This window comes from Enterobacter sp. MGH 33 (genome assembly GCF_000534535.1).
Lineage (GTDB): Bacteria > Pseudomonadota > Gammaproteobacteria > Enterobacterales > Enterobacteriaceae > Enterobacter > Enterobacter hormaechei_C.
In genome coordinates, this window is sequence record NZ_KI973212.1 from 2,825,948 (window position 1) to 2,839,686 (window position 13,739).

Here is a 13,739-nt window from a genome sequence, read left to right on the forward strand (position 1 = left end):
TAATGCAGACCGTTTTAGCGAAAATCGTCGCCGATAAGGCCATCTGGGTGGAAGCCCGTAAGCAACAGCAGCCGCTCGCCAGTTTTCAGAATGACGTCGTTCCGAGCAGCCGTCGTTTTTATGATGCGCTCCAGGGCGCGCGTACCGCGTTTATTCTGGAGTGTAAAAAAGCGTCTCCGTCCAAAGGCGTGATCCGCGACGATTTCGACCCGGCGCGTATTGCCGGTATCTACAAGCATCATGCGTCTGCCATTTCTGTGCTGACGGATGAGAAATATTTCCAGGGCAGCTTCGATTTTCTGCCCGTTGTCAGCGGCATCGCGCCGCAGCCGATTCTGTGCAAAGACTTTATTATCGACCCGTATCAGATCTGGCTGGCGCGCTTTTACCAGGCAGATGCCTGCCTGCTGATGCTCTCCGTTCTGGATGACGAGCAGTATCGCCAGCTCTCCGCCGTCGCGCACAGCCTGAATATGGGCGTGCTGACCGAAGTGAGCAACGAAGAGGAGCTGGAGCGCGCCATCGCGCTGGAAGCCAAAGTGGTCGGCATTAACAACCGCGACCTGCGCGACCTGTCGATTGACCTCAACCGTACGCGCCAGCTTGCGCCGCGTCTGGGCGCGGGCGTCACGGTGATCAGCGAATCCGGGATTAACAGCTACGCTCAGGTGCGCGAACTCAGCCACTTTGCCAACGGTTTCCTGATAGGTTCCGCAATGATGGAACACGAAGACCTTAACGCGGCCGTGCGCCGCGTACTGTTGGGTGAGAACAAAGTCTGCGGCCTGACCCGTGAACAGGATGCGCAGGCCGCATATGAAGCGGGCGCAATCTATGGTGGTCTGATCTTTGTTGAGTCCTCTCCTCGCGCAGCAAATGAAGAACAGGCGCGCAAGGTGATGGCGGCTGCGCCACTGAGCTACGTGGGCGTGTTCCGCAATGCGGATATTAACGAAGTTGCGGCAAAAGCGGACGCGTTATCCCTGAGCGCGATCCAGCTGCACGGCGATGAAGATCAGGCGTACATCGATGCTCTGCGACATGTTCTGGCGCCTCAGGTTCAGATCTGGAAAGCGCAAAGCGTTGGCGCCACCCTGCCCGCGCGTAACCTGAAGCATGTTGATAAATACGTGCTCGACAACGGCCAGGGCGGCACGGGGCAGCGTTTTGACTGGTCACTGCTGCGTGGCGAAGTGCTGGACAATGTCCTGCTGGCGGGGGGATTAAGCCCCGATAACTGTGTGGAAGCGGCCAAAACCGGCTGCGCAGGCCTCGATTTCAATTCAGGCGTAGAGTCCCAACCGGGCATTAAAGACGCCAGCAAGCTGGCATCGGTATTTAAAACTCTGCGTGCATATTAAGGAAGAGAAGATGACGACATTACTTAACCCGTATTTTGGTGAGTTCGGTGGGATGTATGTCCCACAAATCCTGATGCCCGCGCTGCGCCAGCTGGAAGAAGCGTTCGTGAGCGCACAGAAAGATCCGGCGTTTCAGGCGGAGTTTACCGACCTGCTGAAAAACTACGCCGGTCGTCCGACGGCGCTGACAAAGTGCCGCAACCTGACCGAAGGCACTAAAACTACGCTGTATCTTAAGCGTGAAGATCTGCTGCACGGTGGCGCGCATAAAACTAACCAGGTGCTTGGCCAGGCGCTGCTCGCGAAGCGGATGGGTAAAACCGAAATCATCGCCGAAACCGGCGCGGGACAGCACGGTGTGGCCTCAGCGCTCGCCAGCGCCCTGCTCGGTCTGAAATGCCGCATTTACATGGGGGCGAAGGACGTTGAGCGCCAGTCGCCAAACGTGTTCCGTATGCGTCTTATGGGGGCGGAAGTGATCCCGGTGCACAGCGGTTCTGCCACGCTGAAAGATGCCTGTAATGAAGCGCTTCGCGACTGGTCTGGCAGCTACGAAACCGCCCACTACATGCTCGGTACCGCCGCGGGCCCGCACCCGTTCCCGACCATCGTGCGTGAATTCCAGCGCATGATCGGCGAAGAGACTAAAGCGCAGATCCTCGAAAAAGAGGGTCGCCTGCCGGATGCGGTGATCGCCTGCGTTGGCGGCGGATCTAACGCCATCGGCATGTTTGCCGATTTTATCGACGAAACCAGCGTTGGGCTGATTGGCGTTGAGCCTGCCGGCCACGGTATTGAAACGGGCGAGCATGGTGCGCCGCTGAAGCATGGCCGCGTGGGGATCTACTTCGGCATGAAGGCCCCGATGATGCAGACCGATGAAGGGCAGATTGAAGAGTCTTACTCAATCTCTGCCGGGCTGGATTTCCCGTCCGTAGGGCCGCAGCACGCGTTCCTCAACAGCACCGGCCGCGCGGATTATGTCTCCATCACCGATGACGAAGCGCTGGAGGCCTTCAAAACGCTGTGCCGCAATGAAGGGATCATCCCGGCGCTGGAGTCTTCCCACGCGCTGGCGCACGCGCTGAAAATGATGAAGGAAAACCCGGAAAAAGAGCAGCTGCTGGTGGTAAACCTTTCCGGGCGCGGTGACAAAGATATCTTCACCGTTCACGATATTCTGAAAGCACGAGGGGAAATCTGATGGAACGCTACGACAACGCATTTGCACAACTGAAAGCTCGCCAGGAAGGCGCCTTCGTTCCCTTCGTGACGCTGGGCGACCCCGGCCCGGAGCAGTCGCTGAAGATTATCGACACCCTGATTGATGCCGGTGCCGACGCGCTGGAGCTCGGTATTCCGTTCTCCGATCCGCTGGCGGATGGCCCGACCATTCAGAACGCAACGCTACGCGCGTTTGCCGCGGGCGTGACGCCGAGCCAGTGCTTTGAAATGCTGGCGGCGATCCGTCAGAAGCACCCGACCATTCCGATCGGCCTGCTGATGTACGCCAATCTGGTGTTCAGCCGCGGTATTGATGCGTTTTACGCAGAGTGCGCCCGCGTGGGCGTTGACTCCGTGCTGGTGGCTGACGTGCCCGTTGAAGAGTCTGCGCCATTCCGTCAGGCGGCAATGCGCCACAACGTCGCGCCGATTTTCATCTGTCCACCGAATGCCGATGACGATCTGTTGCGCCAGATTGCCTCTTACGGACGAGGTTACACCTACCTGCTCTCCCGTGCGGGCGTCACCGGTGCGGAAAACAAAGCCGCGCTGCCGCTGCATCATCTGGTGGAGAAGCTGGCAGAATACCATGCTGCACCGCCGCTTCAGGGCTTTGGCATTTCCTCACCGGATCAGGTTACTGCGGCAATTGACGCGAAAGCCGCCGGAGCCATTTCCGGTTCGGCTATCGTGAAAATCATCGAGAAGAACGTGGATAAGCCAGAGCAGATGCTGGCTGAGTTACACGCATTCGTCACATCCATGAAAGCGGCCACGCGCAAGGCGTAACCGTTAACACCGTCTGGCCCCGGCGTCAGGCGGTTTTCCCTTCTCTCTTCCTGAAAGAAGCAGGTCAAAATTGATCCTGTCAATATTTTCGGTGTGAATGACTTTCCAAACTTTCGCGTAAGCGTATGATCTGGGCTCTTTTTAGCGTTACCCTTCTGAGTTCAGAGGTTATTCATGTCATGGCATTCCTTCAAACAGACTTACCTGGTTAAGTTCTGGTCACCTGTTCCGGCCGTTATCGCGGCAGGCATTCTCTCTACTTATTATTTCGGTATTACCGGCACCTTCTGGGCTGTTACGGGCGAGTTTACCCGCTGGGGTGGGCAGCTATTACAGCTGGCAGGTGTCCATGCCGAAGAGTGGGGCTACTTCAAACTGATCCATCTTGAGGGCACACCGCTGACCCGCATCGACGGGATGATGATCATTGGCATGTTCGGCGGCTGTTTTGCGGCCGCGCTGTGGGCCAACAACGTTAAGTTGCGCATGCCGAAAAGCCGCATCCGCATTATGCAGGCCGTGGTCGGCGGCATCATTGCCGGGTTTGGCGCCCGCCTGGCGATGGGCTGTAATCTGGCCGCGTTCTTTACCGGTATTCCGCAGTTCTCGCTGCATGCCTGGTTCTTTGCCGTCGCCACCGCCATCGGCTCCTACTTCGGTGCTAAATTCACCCTGCTGCCGCTGTTCCGCATTCCGGTGAAAATGACGAAAGTTAGCGCTGCCTCTCCGTTAACGCAAAAACCCGATCAGGCGCGTCGTCGCTTCCGCCTCGGTATGCTGGTCTTTTTTGCCATGGTTGCCTGGGCGATTTGCACGGCGATGAATCAGCCAAAACTCGGCCTGGCCATGCTGTTCGGCGTCGGTTTTGGTCTGCTGATTGAACGCGCGCAGATCTGCTTTACCTCCGCGTTTCGCGATATGTGGATCACCGGACGAAGCATGATGGCGAAGGCGATCATTGCCGGTATGGCCGTGAGCGCGATCGGCATCTTCAGCTACGTTCAGCTCGGCGTGGAACCGAAAATCATGTGGGCGGGCCCAAATGCCGTCATTGGCGGACTGCTGTTTGGTTTTGGCATCGTGCTGGCGGGCGGGTGTGAAACCGGCTGGATGTATCGCGCTGTGGAAGGCCAGGTGCATTACTGGTGGGTGGGTCTGGGTAACGTGATTGGCTCTACCATTCTGGCCTACTACTGGGATGACGTCTCTCCGGTACTGGCAACAAACTGGGACAAGGTCAACCTGCTGAATACCTTTGGTCCACTCGGGGGGCTCCTGGTGACCTATGCCCTGCTGCTTATCGCCTTCTTACTGGTTGTTGCACAAGAGAAGCGCTTCTTCCGACGCGCCACCGCCAAAACTGAAACTCAGGAGAATGCCGCATGAAAGAGATCGTGCCTGATTATCGTCTCGATATGGTGGGTGAACCTTGCCCTTACCCGGCCGTCGCCACGCTTGAAGCGCTACCGCAGCTAAAGAAAGGTGAAATTCTGGAAGTGGTGAGCGATTGCCCCCAGTCGATCAATAACATTCCTCTTGATGCCAAAAATCACGGCTATACCGTGCTGGATATCCAGCAGGACGGACCAACCATTCGTTATTTAATTCAGAAGTGACTTCACGATCGAAAAAGGCCTCTCAGAGGCCTTTTCTAGTTTACTGGCTTTGGCCACCGTCGTCGTCTGAGCTTCGGCAGGCATGAATGAATGGTGAGACGTGTTCCGCAAACGGAACAGATAGCACCGTGAGGTAGGCTATGTGCTGGGCTGAACGTCGTGAACTGAAACTGTTTACCTGCACAAACCGGACACTCAAATTTGATGTTGGGGATATCCCCTCCAGCCAGGTGTATGGAACAACCACCATACAGCAATCACCGGCTGACAGGGGATATATCTTCTGTCAGAAACGATAGCCTGCTGAGAACATAAATACCCACGGATCCAGTCGGGTATTGATACTTTGCTGCTGCCCGCCAGCTTTAAAGCGCACGTCCGTATCAATGTCCATATACCAGACCGAGGCGTTGATCAGCCAGTCACGGTTAATCAGATAATCCAGACCAACCTGCCCCGCCATACCCCACGAGTCTTTCAGGCTGAGATCGGAGAGCCCGGCCTTTTTACCGGTATCGTTAAATTTCTCATCAAAGAAGGTGGTGTAGTTAACCCCTGCACCAATATAAGGGCGCACCTTGCTGCTGGAATCGCCGAAGTACCACTGCGCCATCAGCGTTGGTGGCAAATGGTGAACCGTGGCAATGTCCCCGGTCGGTCCTAAACCGACGCGGTGACGGAATGGCGTGGCGGCTAAAAGCTCGACGCCAACGTTATCCGTTGCCATATACGTAAACGTCAGGCCTAACTGGGTGTTATTGCTGACGTTAAACCCGCCCATACCCAGTACATTATCGGACCCTTCCGTTGGACGTACCGTTGCCGAACCGGCACGAATAAAGAATTCGCCTGCTTCATGCGCGTACGCGCCGCCAGAGAGACTGCTTAAGATAAGGGCTGCCACCGCTAATTTTTTCATATCCGCTCCATCGTTGTGGTTTTAATTGCGGAGGAGAATATACTCACAAATGAGTAATAAGTGATCTAACACAGATCACATTAAAACCAGTAAGTTAACATTCATTGATCTAGGTTAATTTTTGGTGACGCCTCATAAAGCAATAAGTTGTTACCGCGTCAATTTTTGGCATTTCATGGTTACAAAATTTTCTGTTTTCCCTCTCTTGCGCTTCCTGTAGCGGCTGGATAATTTATCGCTCTCACAATGTGATTTGATGCGTTCTACTTTTGCAGGTGTGCCATGAGTGATCATAACCCGTGCATGACGTGCGGAGCCTGTTGTGCGTATTTTCGAGTCTCTTTCTACTGGGCTGAAGCCAGCGATGGCGGCGGCACCGTTCCAGTTGATCTCACTGAACCGTTAACCCCTTTTCTGCGCTGTATGCGCGGCACCAACCAAAAACAGAGCCGCTGTGTGGCACTGCAAGGTGAGCCTGGGGTATCCACCCGCTGTTCCATTTACGCGGATCGCCCCAGCCCGTGTCGCACTTTCGCGATGTCGGGAGAGGATGGGCAGGTCAATGAGGCATGCAATCGCGCCCGCGCCCGCTATGGATTACCGCCGCTTTACAAAGATATGCTTTTCCATACAAGCCTTGATGCTGCCACCAGCGTGTTATCCGGTGTACAATTGCCGGCTAATTAACACCTGCAATACTCAAGGAGAGTGCATGTCTATCACGGCGAAGTCTGTCTACCGTGACACGGGAAATTTTTTCCGCAATCAGTTCATTACCTTTTTACTGATCGCGTTGTTGTGCGCCTTTATTACGGTGGTGCTGGGTCATGCGTTCTCACCCAGTGATGAACAGATTGCCACGCTGAGCCAGGGGGAAAATCTTGCAGGCAGCGCAGGGTTGTTTGACCTTGTGCAGAATATGACGCCAGAGCAACAGCAAATCTTGCTGCGCGCATCTGCGGCATCTACCTTCTCGGGCCTGATTGGCAACGCCATTCTGGCGGGTGGCGTGTTGCTGATGATCCAGCTGGTGTCTGCCGGCCAACGCGTCAGCGCGTTACGTGCAATCGGGGCCAGCGCTCCGGTGCTGCCAAAACTGTTTATCCTCATCTTCCTGACCACGCTGCTGGTTCAGATGGGGATAATGTTGGTTGTCGTTCCGGGCGTGCTGCTGGCTATCGTGCTTTCATTCGCGCCAGTAATGATTGTGCAGGACAAAATGGGCATTTTCACCGCCATGCGCAGCAGCATCAGGCTCGCATGGGCCAATATGCGACTGGTCGCCCCGGCCGTTATCAGCTGGCTGCTGGCCAAAACTCTGCTGTTGCTGTTTGCGCCGAATTTTGCGGTGTTAACGCCAAACGTCGGAGCGGTTGTCGCCAATACGCTGAGCAATCTGATTTCAGCCGTGCTGCTGGTCTATTTGTTCCGCCTGTACATGTTAATTCGTCAGTAACTGGGATCGCAGAATGAAGCAGTTTCTTGATTTTTTACCGCTGATCGTATTTTTCGCTTTTTATAAGCTGTACGACATTTATGCCGGCACGCTGGCGCTGATTGTGGCAACGGCTGTGGTGCTGATTTACAGCTGGGTTCGCTATCGCAAAGTTGAAAAGATGGCGCTCATCACCTTCCTGATGGTGGCGGTGTTTGGTGGTCTGACGTTGTTCTTCCACAATGATGAATTTATCAAATGGAAGGTCACGGTGATTTACGGCCTGTTTGCGGGCGCACTCCTCATCAGCCAGTGGGTGATGAAGAAGCCGCTGATCCAGCGCATGCTGGGGAAAGAACTGACCCTGCCGCAGGCTGTGTGGGGGCGTCTGAATATCGCCTGGGCACTATTTTTTATTCTGTGTGGTCTGGCGAATATCTATATCGCATTCTGGCTGCCGCAGAATATCTGGGTCAACTTCAAGGTGTTTGGCCTGACGGCGCTGACTCTTATCTTCACCCTGCTCAGCGGCGTTTATATTTATCGCCACATGCCGCAGGATGACAAGCACTGATCCTTCTGGCCAGATCGCCGCGCGGTCTGGCCTCTTTTCCCGCCTTCTCTTTTCTCTACATCCTTCCTGCGAAAATGTCTGAATCATGAAGATTTTATGGAGATTGCTGTCACTTTATTGTAATGAGAATGACTATCATTAATATTCGTCATCGCATTTTTAACAAATGGAAATGAGTTGATGAATAACATAATAAGATTTGCCCCGGCTACACTTACGCTCGCCATTCTTTCAACGCTTTATCAGAGCGCACACGCAGCGGAAGATCCTCTCGCCGATGGTGAAACAATGGTTGTTCAGGCCACCGCTGAAGAGGCGCTGAAGCAACAGCCGGGGGTTTCCATCATCACGGCAAAGGACATAGAAAAGGATCCACCGGTTAACGATCTTTCTGAAATTATTCGCAAAATGCCCGGGGTTAACCTCACCGGAAACAGCGCGACAGGCAGCCGCGGTAACAACCGCCAGATCGACATCCGCGGTATGGGGCCGGAGAACACGCTGATTCTGATTGACGGTGTGCCGGTGACGTCACGTAACTCGGTGCGCTACAGCTGGCGCGGGGAGCGCGACACCCGCGGGGATACCAACTGGGTTCCGCCAGAGATGGTTGAGCGCATTGAAGTGCTCCGGGGACCTGCTGCCGCCCGCTATGGTTCGGGGGCGCGGCGGCGTCGTCAACATCATTACCAAACACCCGACCAACGACTGGCACGGCTCGCTCTCCCTGTACACTAACCAGCCTGAAAATGATAAAGAGGGAGCGACGAAACGCGCTAATTTTGATCTGAGCGGCCCCCTTGCGGGCGATGCGTTAACGATGCGCCTGTACGGGAATATCAACAAAACTGACGCAGATGCTCAGGACATCAACACCGCGCAAAACGGCTCTTACGCCGCCGGACGTGAAGGCGTGCGCAACAAGGACATTAATGCCCTGCTCTCCTGGAAACTCACGCCACAGCAGATTATCGATTTCGACTACAGCTACAGCCGCCAGGGCAATATCTACGCGGGTGATACTCAATACAGCAACAGCAACGTCAGCCCTGACGGTCTGGTGTCGTCCCTGTATGGACACGAAACGAACCGAATGTACCGCCAGTCCTATGGCATTACGCACAACGGCATCTGGGACTGGGGTCAGTCTAAGTTCGGTGTTTATTATGAAAAGACCAACAACACCCGCCTGGAAGAAGGCTCTACGGGCAAAGTTGAGGGGATGATCAATAGCGATAAATACGATACCAGCCGGCTGGAGTCATACCGTTCAACGGGTGAACTGAACATTCCTTTCTTCTGGCTGGTCGAACAGACGCTAACCGTGGGTGCAGAATGGAACCGTGATGAACTGAACGATCCGGCCTCAATGCAGGCGACAAATGTGTCGGGAGAAGTGATTAACGGCGTTCCCGGCACGGCTTCTGAGCGCAACAGCAAAAACAGCGCTGACCTCACTGGCATCTATCTTGAGGACAATATTGAAGCGCGTCAGGGCACCAACCTGATCCCAGGGCTCCGCTTTGATTATCACAATCAGTTTGGCAGCAACTGGAGCCCGAGCCTGAACCTCTCTCAGGATTTGGGTGACATGTTCAAGGTTAAAGCGGGTATCGCTCGGGTATTTAAAGCGCCAAACCTGTATCAATCCAGCGAAGGCTATCTGCTTTCCACCCGCGGTAATGGTTGCCCGAACAACGTTTCCGAAGGAAGCTGTTACCTGTTAGGTAACCCGGATCTGGATCCTGAAATCAGCGTGAACAAAGAGATTGGCCTGGCCTTTGCGCTGGAAGGCTACGAGGCTGGCATAACCTGGTTCCGCAACGATTACAAAAACAAGATCGTTTCAGGAACGGATGTGCTGGGCCAGACAAGCAGCGGCGCAAATATCCTTCAGTGGCAGAACGGAGGAAAGGCTGTTGTTGAGGGACTGGAAGGCAACCTCACCGTCCCGGTTATCCGCGACACGCTAACCTGGCGTACCAATGCGACGTATATGATTCAGTCTGAAAGTAAGGACACCGGCAACCCTCTGTCGATTATTCCAAAATATACCGTCAACACAATGCTCGACTGGCAGGTTAGCAGCAAACTTTCAGCGAACCTTAGCTGGACGATTTATGGCCGCCAGAAGCCAAGAGAAAATGCTGAAATCCGCAAAGAGCAGAATGCGATGTCAGATAAAGAGATTGGCGCCTATTCCATCGTTGGGATCGGCAGCAATTATCAGCTGACAAAAGATCTCCGCCTGAATGCCGGGATCAGCAACCTCTTTGATAAGCAGATTTACCGAGAAAATGACGGTGCATCGACCTATAACGAACCAGGCCGTGCGTATTACGCAGGCGTGACCCTGTCCTTCTGACCCGCTGGCGCCTGCTCTGCGGGCGCTAACCCTATTCTCTCCAGCCAGAAATCATAGTAGCATCCCGCCTGAAGTCTTCAGTTACGAGTTTAAAAACAATGACAACAAATGACGCCCCACAGGGCGAACTGGTTTTACGCACACTGGCAATGCCTGCGGATACGAATGCCAATGGCGATATTTTTGGCGGCTGGTTGATGTCGCAGATGGATATGGGCGGTGCAATCCTGGCAAAAGAGATTGCACACGGGCGCGTGGTGACAGTCCGGGTCGATGGCATGACCTTTCTGCGCCCTGTCGCGGTGGGGGACGTGGTGTGCTGTTACGCACGCTGCGTAAAACGCGGCAATACGTCTGTCTCCATCAACATTGAAGTATGGGTGAAAAAAGTCTCTTCTGAGCCGATTGGTCAGCGCTATAAGGCGACGGAGGCATTATTCATCTATGTGGCGGTGGATAGCGACGGTAAGCCCCGCCAGCTCCCACGGAGCTGATCCTCAGGTAAAAAAAGCCTCCTTGCGGAGGCTTCTTTTATTCCATCTGTGCCCCGCCGTTCAGGCGGAAGACAATGTTCACAATCAACCCATTGCCGGGTTTACCGGCTTCATAGCGCCACCTGCGCATGGCCGATTTAACTTCGCGTTCAAACATATTCGCCGGCTGTGCGGACAGGATTTCCACGTTATCGACACGTCCATCGGCCGTAACGTCGAATTTCACCCGTACACGCCCTTCAATACGTAACGCCTGGGCACGTGCCGGGTACTGCGGCTGGTTACGGCTCAGCGCGCGCGGGCCCGCGGGCGCCGTTACCGTCGGTTTTGTCGCGGTCGTGGTGTTATTCATCAGCGGACGTGACGGGGCGGCATTTTCAACCGGCTGCGTGGCGCGTGGCTCAACCGGACGCACTTCGCGTTTCGGACGCTCTTCCACCTTTTTGACCGGCTTGGGTTTTGGCTTCGGCTTAGGTTTCGGCTCCGGCTTATGGATCACTACCGGCGCTTCTTTCGGCGGTTCAGGAACCGGCTCGGGCTCTGGCTCCGGCTCGGGTTCAACAACGGGCTGTGGCGGCGGCGGCGCAACCTGCGGCGGCTCAAGATCCGCAGGCGATACCATGGTCACAGAAATTGGCTGCGCAGGCGCCGGCATTTCAATAACCTGATGAACCGAGGTATAGAGCAGACCCGCCACGACAGCACCGTGAATCACGACGGAAAGCAGCGTCGGCCATGGAAAGCGGCGAGGTAAATCAAGGGTCATCGAAGTCATAATCATCAACGTTAAAAAACCGAACCTCGATTTTAAATGCAAATAGCAATCATATTCAATAAGACACTTTGTCCTGGCGCAATTTAAGCGTACATGAGGGCAAAAAAGGGGCATCCAGATCAGGGTTTTAACATTGTTATTATCTTTACATTGCAGTCATTTGTGCTTTCACATAACGTAATTGTCACTTTTACCGGTTAAGGAGCTTTGCCGTGCTTTACGTGATTTACGCTGAAGATGTACCTGATTCTCTGGAAAAACGTCTTTCCGTTCGCCCTGCTCATCTGGCGCGTTTACAGTTGCTACAGGATGAAGGTCGGTTGCTGACCGCAGGCCCGATGCCTGCCGTTGACAGCAACGATCCGGGCGCGGCGGGTTTTACCGGCTCCACGGTGATTGCCGAGTTTGAATCTCTGGAAGCCGCGCAGGCCTGGGCAGAAGCAGACCCGTACGTCGCAGCCGGCGTGTACGAGAAAGTCACGGTTCGTCCGTATAAAAAAGTATTCTGAAACGAAAGGCTCCCTCGGGAGCCTTTTCTTCATTCAGTGCAGCGACGCCAGCCTCGCCGCAAATCCGACAAACAGCAGACCTATCAGCCCGTTCCCCAGCTTCGCCAGTTTCTTTTTGGTTTTGAGGTAACGCGTGACAAACGCGCCTGAGAAAATCAGGAAGCTCATGTACATGAAGCTGATCAGCTCAAGCGTTGTGGCGAGGATCAGGAACGACGTGCCGGTATTCTTCGCATTGACATCAATGAACTGCACGAAGAACGACACGTAAAAGAGAATCGCTTTCGGGTTCGTCAGGCTCAGCACCAGCGAACGCTTAAGGATTGCGCTTGCCGGTTCGGCGCTACTTTCGTGCGCATTTTTTTGACGCGTCATAACGGACCAGAGCATTTTTCCGCCCAGCCACAGCAGATAAAACGCGCCCAGATAGCGGACAATATTAAATAAAACCGGAGTGGTCTGGATCAACGCGGCGACGCCCGCCCAGGCCAGAAACATCAGCACGGCATCACCAATAAACACACCGGTGGCTGCCAGATAGCCTTTCTTAACGCCGTGGCCAATCCCTGTTTTCAGCACAAACAAGGTGTTCGGTCCTGGAACCAGCACGATAAAAAATGCGCCGACAACATAGGTCCAGAAATTCAGTACACCAAACTCCGCAAACACGTCTCACTCCTTTCGCTCAAAAACAGCGGGGATACCGGTAATTACGGTATCCCCTGAATCAGTTGCGCTATTGTACGCCGTTATAGCCATCAAGATAAGTCGCGGCCAGTTCGTTACCAAATAATAGGGCGTCTTTACTGTCCATGTCCGAAGACCATTTATCCTTCGCGTTGCCTGCGAACAATTCCTGCGACTTCGCATTTTCTTTTAGCTGATCGCGAATGCTTTGCGCGTATTCACTGGCTTCAGCCTCAGTCCGCCCTTCCGCGCGGTCAGCTTTGCCCCGGGCATAAAGCTCGCGGAACTGCGCCACGTTCAGCTGATAATTTTTCTGCACGCTGGAGGTGTAATTGCCGCCAGTAAAGCTGGACTGATGCGACACGAAATAAAACGCGTGCCGTTCGGGTGAGGTTTTGCTGCTGGCACAACCGCTTAATATCGCAATCCCAAAGAGTGCTGCCATTACTTTTCCGTTCATCCTTTTTTCCTTTAATAAAAATGTATTCCCCATGCGAAAACATAATCTGCCAATGAGGAAAATGACGAAAGTCCTAAATCTTCCCTGAGCGCATCCAGCGCCAAAAGTACAATAAAAATCCAGAGATAAGGATTCATCTTTTAATATCATGACGTTATGGGAAGTTAGTATATCGCGGAAGCAGATGGGAAGAGACTGCAAAAATTGATAGCCTGGATGTTTAATGGGCACCTTTACGGTGCCCTTCATGCTTTTCAGATGTCTTGGACCGCGAACAACAGCGCGTTACGGTGTCTGTTCAGGCCACATTTTCTGATGGCGTGGATACGCATATTGCGGCGGGATTGTGCTTCCAGCCAACGAGCCTTACGACGACTCACCTGTCGCAACATGCGCCAGCGCCCAACTTCAGTTCTACTGCGCTTCATGTCTACAACTCTTTCTCTAACAGAGATGCCATTATATGCCTAAGCAGGCGGCAAACCAGCGCTTTTATCTGCCGTTTTTATTTGCCAGATGAATCCTGATGCG

The 13,739-nt window shown here is 54.0% G+C and carries 16 protein-coding genes and 1 pseudogene; 11 read left to right on the top strand and 6 right to left on the bottom strand.

Features of this window, described 5'->3' with window-relative positions; all coding sequences use genetic code 11:
- The first annotated feature begins 2 nt into the window (after positions 1-2).
- The 5 genes from trpCF to yedF all read left to right on the top strand — a co-directional run bounded on the left by trpCF (position 3) and on the right by yedF (position 4,990).
- On the top strand, positions 3-1,361 hold the full coding sequence (gene trpCF, locus L379_RS10765) for a bifunctional indole-3-glycerol-phosphate synthase TrpC/phosphoribosylanthranilate isomerase TrpF (RefSeq protein WP_023303838.1): 1,359 nt from the start codon (positions 3-5) through the stop codon (positions 1,359-1,361).
- 10 nt (positions 1,362-1,371) lie between these two features.
- Positions 1,372-2,565 (top strand): tryptophan synthase subunit beta, encoded by a 1,194-nt coding sequence (trpB, locus tag L379_RS10760; RefSeq protein ID WP_003856780.1) that lies wholly within the window; start codon positions 1,372-1,374, stop codon positions 2,563-2,565.
- Positions 2,565-3,374: a tryptophan synthase subunit alpha gene (trpA, locus tag L379_RS10755; RefSeq protein ID WP_015570379.1), complete on the top strand. Its 810-nt coding sequence runs from the start codon at positions 2,565-2,567 to the stop codon at positions 3,372-3,374. Before trpB ends, trpA begins: the two co-directional genes overlap by 1 nt.
- A 174-nt stretch (positions 3,375-3,548) precedes the next feature.
- On the top strand, positions 3,549-4,760 hold the full coding sequence (gene yedE / locus L379_RS10750; protein ID WP_017384226.1) for a selenium metabolism membrane protein YedE/FdhT: 1,212 nt from the start codon (positions 3,549-3,551) through the stop codon (positions 4,758-4,760).
- Complete coding sequence (gene yedF / locus L379_RS10745) at positions 4,757-4,990, top strand: sulfurtransferase-like selenium metabolism protein YedF (protein ID WP_003856774.1); 234 nt, start codon at positions 4,757-4,759, stop codon at positions 4,988-4,990. Before yedE ends, yedF begins: the two co-directional genes overlap by 4 nt.
- 286 nt (positions 4,991-5,276) lie before the next feature.
- On the opposite strand, the gene ompW is transcribed toward yedF, so the two are convergent.
- Entirely contained in the window at positions 5,277-5,909 is a 633-nt protein-coding gene (gene ompW, locus L379_RS10740; protein ID WP_023303840.1) for an outer membrane protein OmpW, read from the bottom strand.
- Positions 5,910-6,191: 282 nt separating this feature from the next.
- Between ompW and L379_RS10735 the strand changes: the two genes are divergently transcribed.
- From L379_RS10735 to yciA, 5 genes and pseudogenes are all read left to right on the top strand, one after another.
- The gene (locus tag L379_RS10735; RefSeq protein ID WP_017384228.1) at positions 6,192-6,596 is read left to right on the top strand and encodes a YkgJ family cysteine cluster protein; all 405 of its coding nucleotides are present in this window, start codon (positions 6,192-6,194) and stop codon (positions 6,594-6,596) included.
- A gap of 25 nt (positions 6,597-6,621) precedes the next feature.
- Positions 6,622-7,365 (top strand): YciC family protein, encoded by a 744-nt coding sequence (locus L379_RS10730; protein ID WP_032653823.1) that lies wholly within the window; start codon positions 6,622-6,624, stop codon positions 7,363-7,365.
- Positions 7,366-7,378: 13 nt separating this feature from the next.
- Positions 7,379-7,918: a septation protein A gene (locus L379_RS10725; protein ID WP_003856762.1), complete on the top strand. Its 540-nt coding sequence runs from the start codon at positions 7,379-7,381 to the stop codon at positions 7,916-7,918.
- A 180-nt stretch (positions 7,919-8,098) separates the two neighbouring features.
- A pseudogene (locus L379_RS0124075) lies at positions 8,099-10,283 on the top strand (TonB-dependent siderophore receptor).
- A gap of 98 nt (positions 10,284-10,381) precedes the next feature.
- Positions 10,382-10,777 carry an acyl-CoA thioester hydrolase YciA gene (gene yciA / locus L379_RS10720; protein ID WP_003856759.1) on the top strand — a complete coding sequence of 132 codons (396 nt, stop codon included), beginning with the start codon at positions 10,382-10,384 and terminating at the stop codon, positions 10,775-10,777.
- A 37-nt stretch (positions 10,778-10,814) separates the two neighbouring features.
- On the opposite strand, the gene tonB is transcribed toward yciA, so the two are convergent.
- Positions 10,815-11,543 (bottom strand): TonB system transport protein TonB, encoded by a 729-nt coding sequence (gene tonB, locus L379_RS10715; RefSeq protein WP_017384230.1) that lies wholly within the window; start codon positions 11,541-11,543, stop codon positions 10,815-10,817.
- A 221-nt stretch (positions 11,544-11,764) separates the two neighbouring features.
- Here tonB and L379_RS10710 point away from each other — a divergent pair, with 221 nt between their 5' ends.
- The gene (locus L379_RS10710) at positions 11,765-12,061 is read left to right on the top strand and encodes a YciI family protein (protein WP_003856755.1); all 297 of its coding nucleotides are present in this window, start codon (positions 11,765-11,767) and stop codon (positions 12,059-12,061) included.
- Between the two features lie 33 nt (positions 12,062-12,094).
- Here the strand turns inward: L379_RS10710 and leuE are convergent, their stop codons facing one another.
- From leuE to L379_RS25890, 4 genes are all read right to left on the bottom strand, one after another.
- Positions 12,095-12,730, bottom strand: coding sequence for a leucine efflux protein LeuE (gene leuE / locus L379_RS10705; RefSeq protein WP_006810877.1), 636 nt, complete (start codon positions 12,728-12,730; stop codon positions 12,095-12,097).
- A 67-nt stretch (positions 12,731-12,797) separates the two neighbouring features.
- On the bottom strand, positions 12,798-13,208 hold the full coding sequence (locus L379_RS10700) for an Exc2 family lipoprotein (protein WP_015570374.1): 411 nt from the start codon (positions 13,206-13,208) through the stop codon (positions 12,798-12,800).
- Positions 13,209-13,219: 11 nt separating this feature from the next.
- On the bottom strand, positions 13,220-13,345 hold the full coding sequence (locus L379_RS26440; protein ID WP_208971014.1) for a KPN_01571 family protein: 126 nt from the start codon (positions 13,343-13,345) through the stop codon (positions 13,220-13,222).
- A 117-nt stretch (positions 13,346-13,462) separates the two neighbouring features.
- Positions 13,463-13,636 carry a YciY family protein gene (locus L379_RS25890; protein WP_017384232.1) on the bottom strand — a complete coding sequence of 58 codons (174 nt, stop codon included), beginning with the start codon at positions 13,634-13,636 and terminating at the stop codon, positions 13,463-13,465.
- Positions 13,637-13,739: the final 103 nt, after the last annotated feature.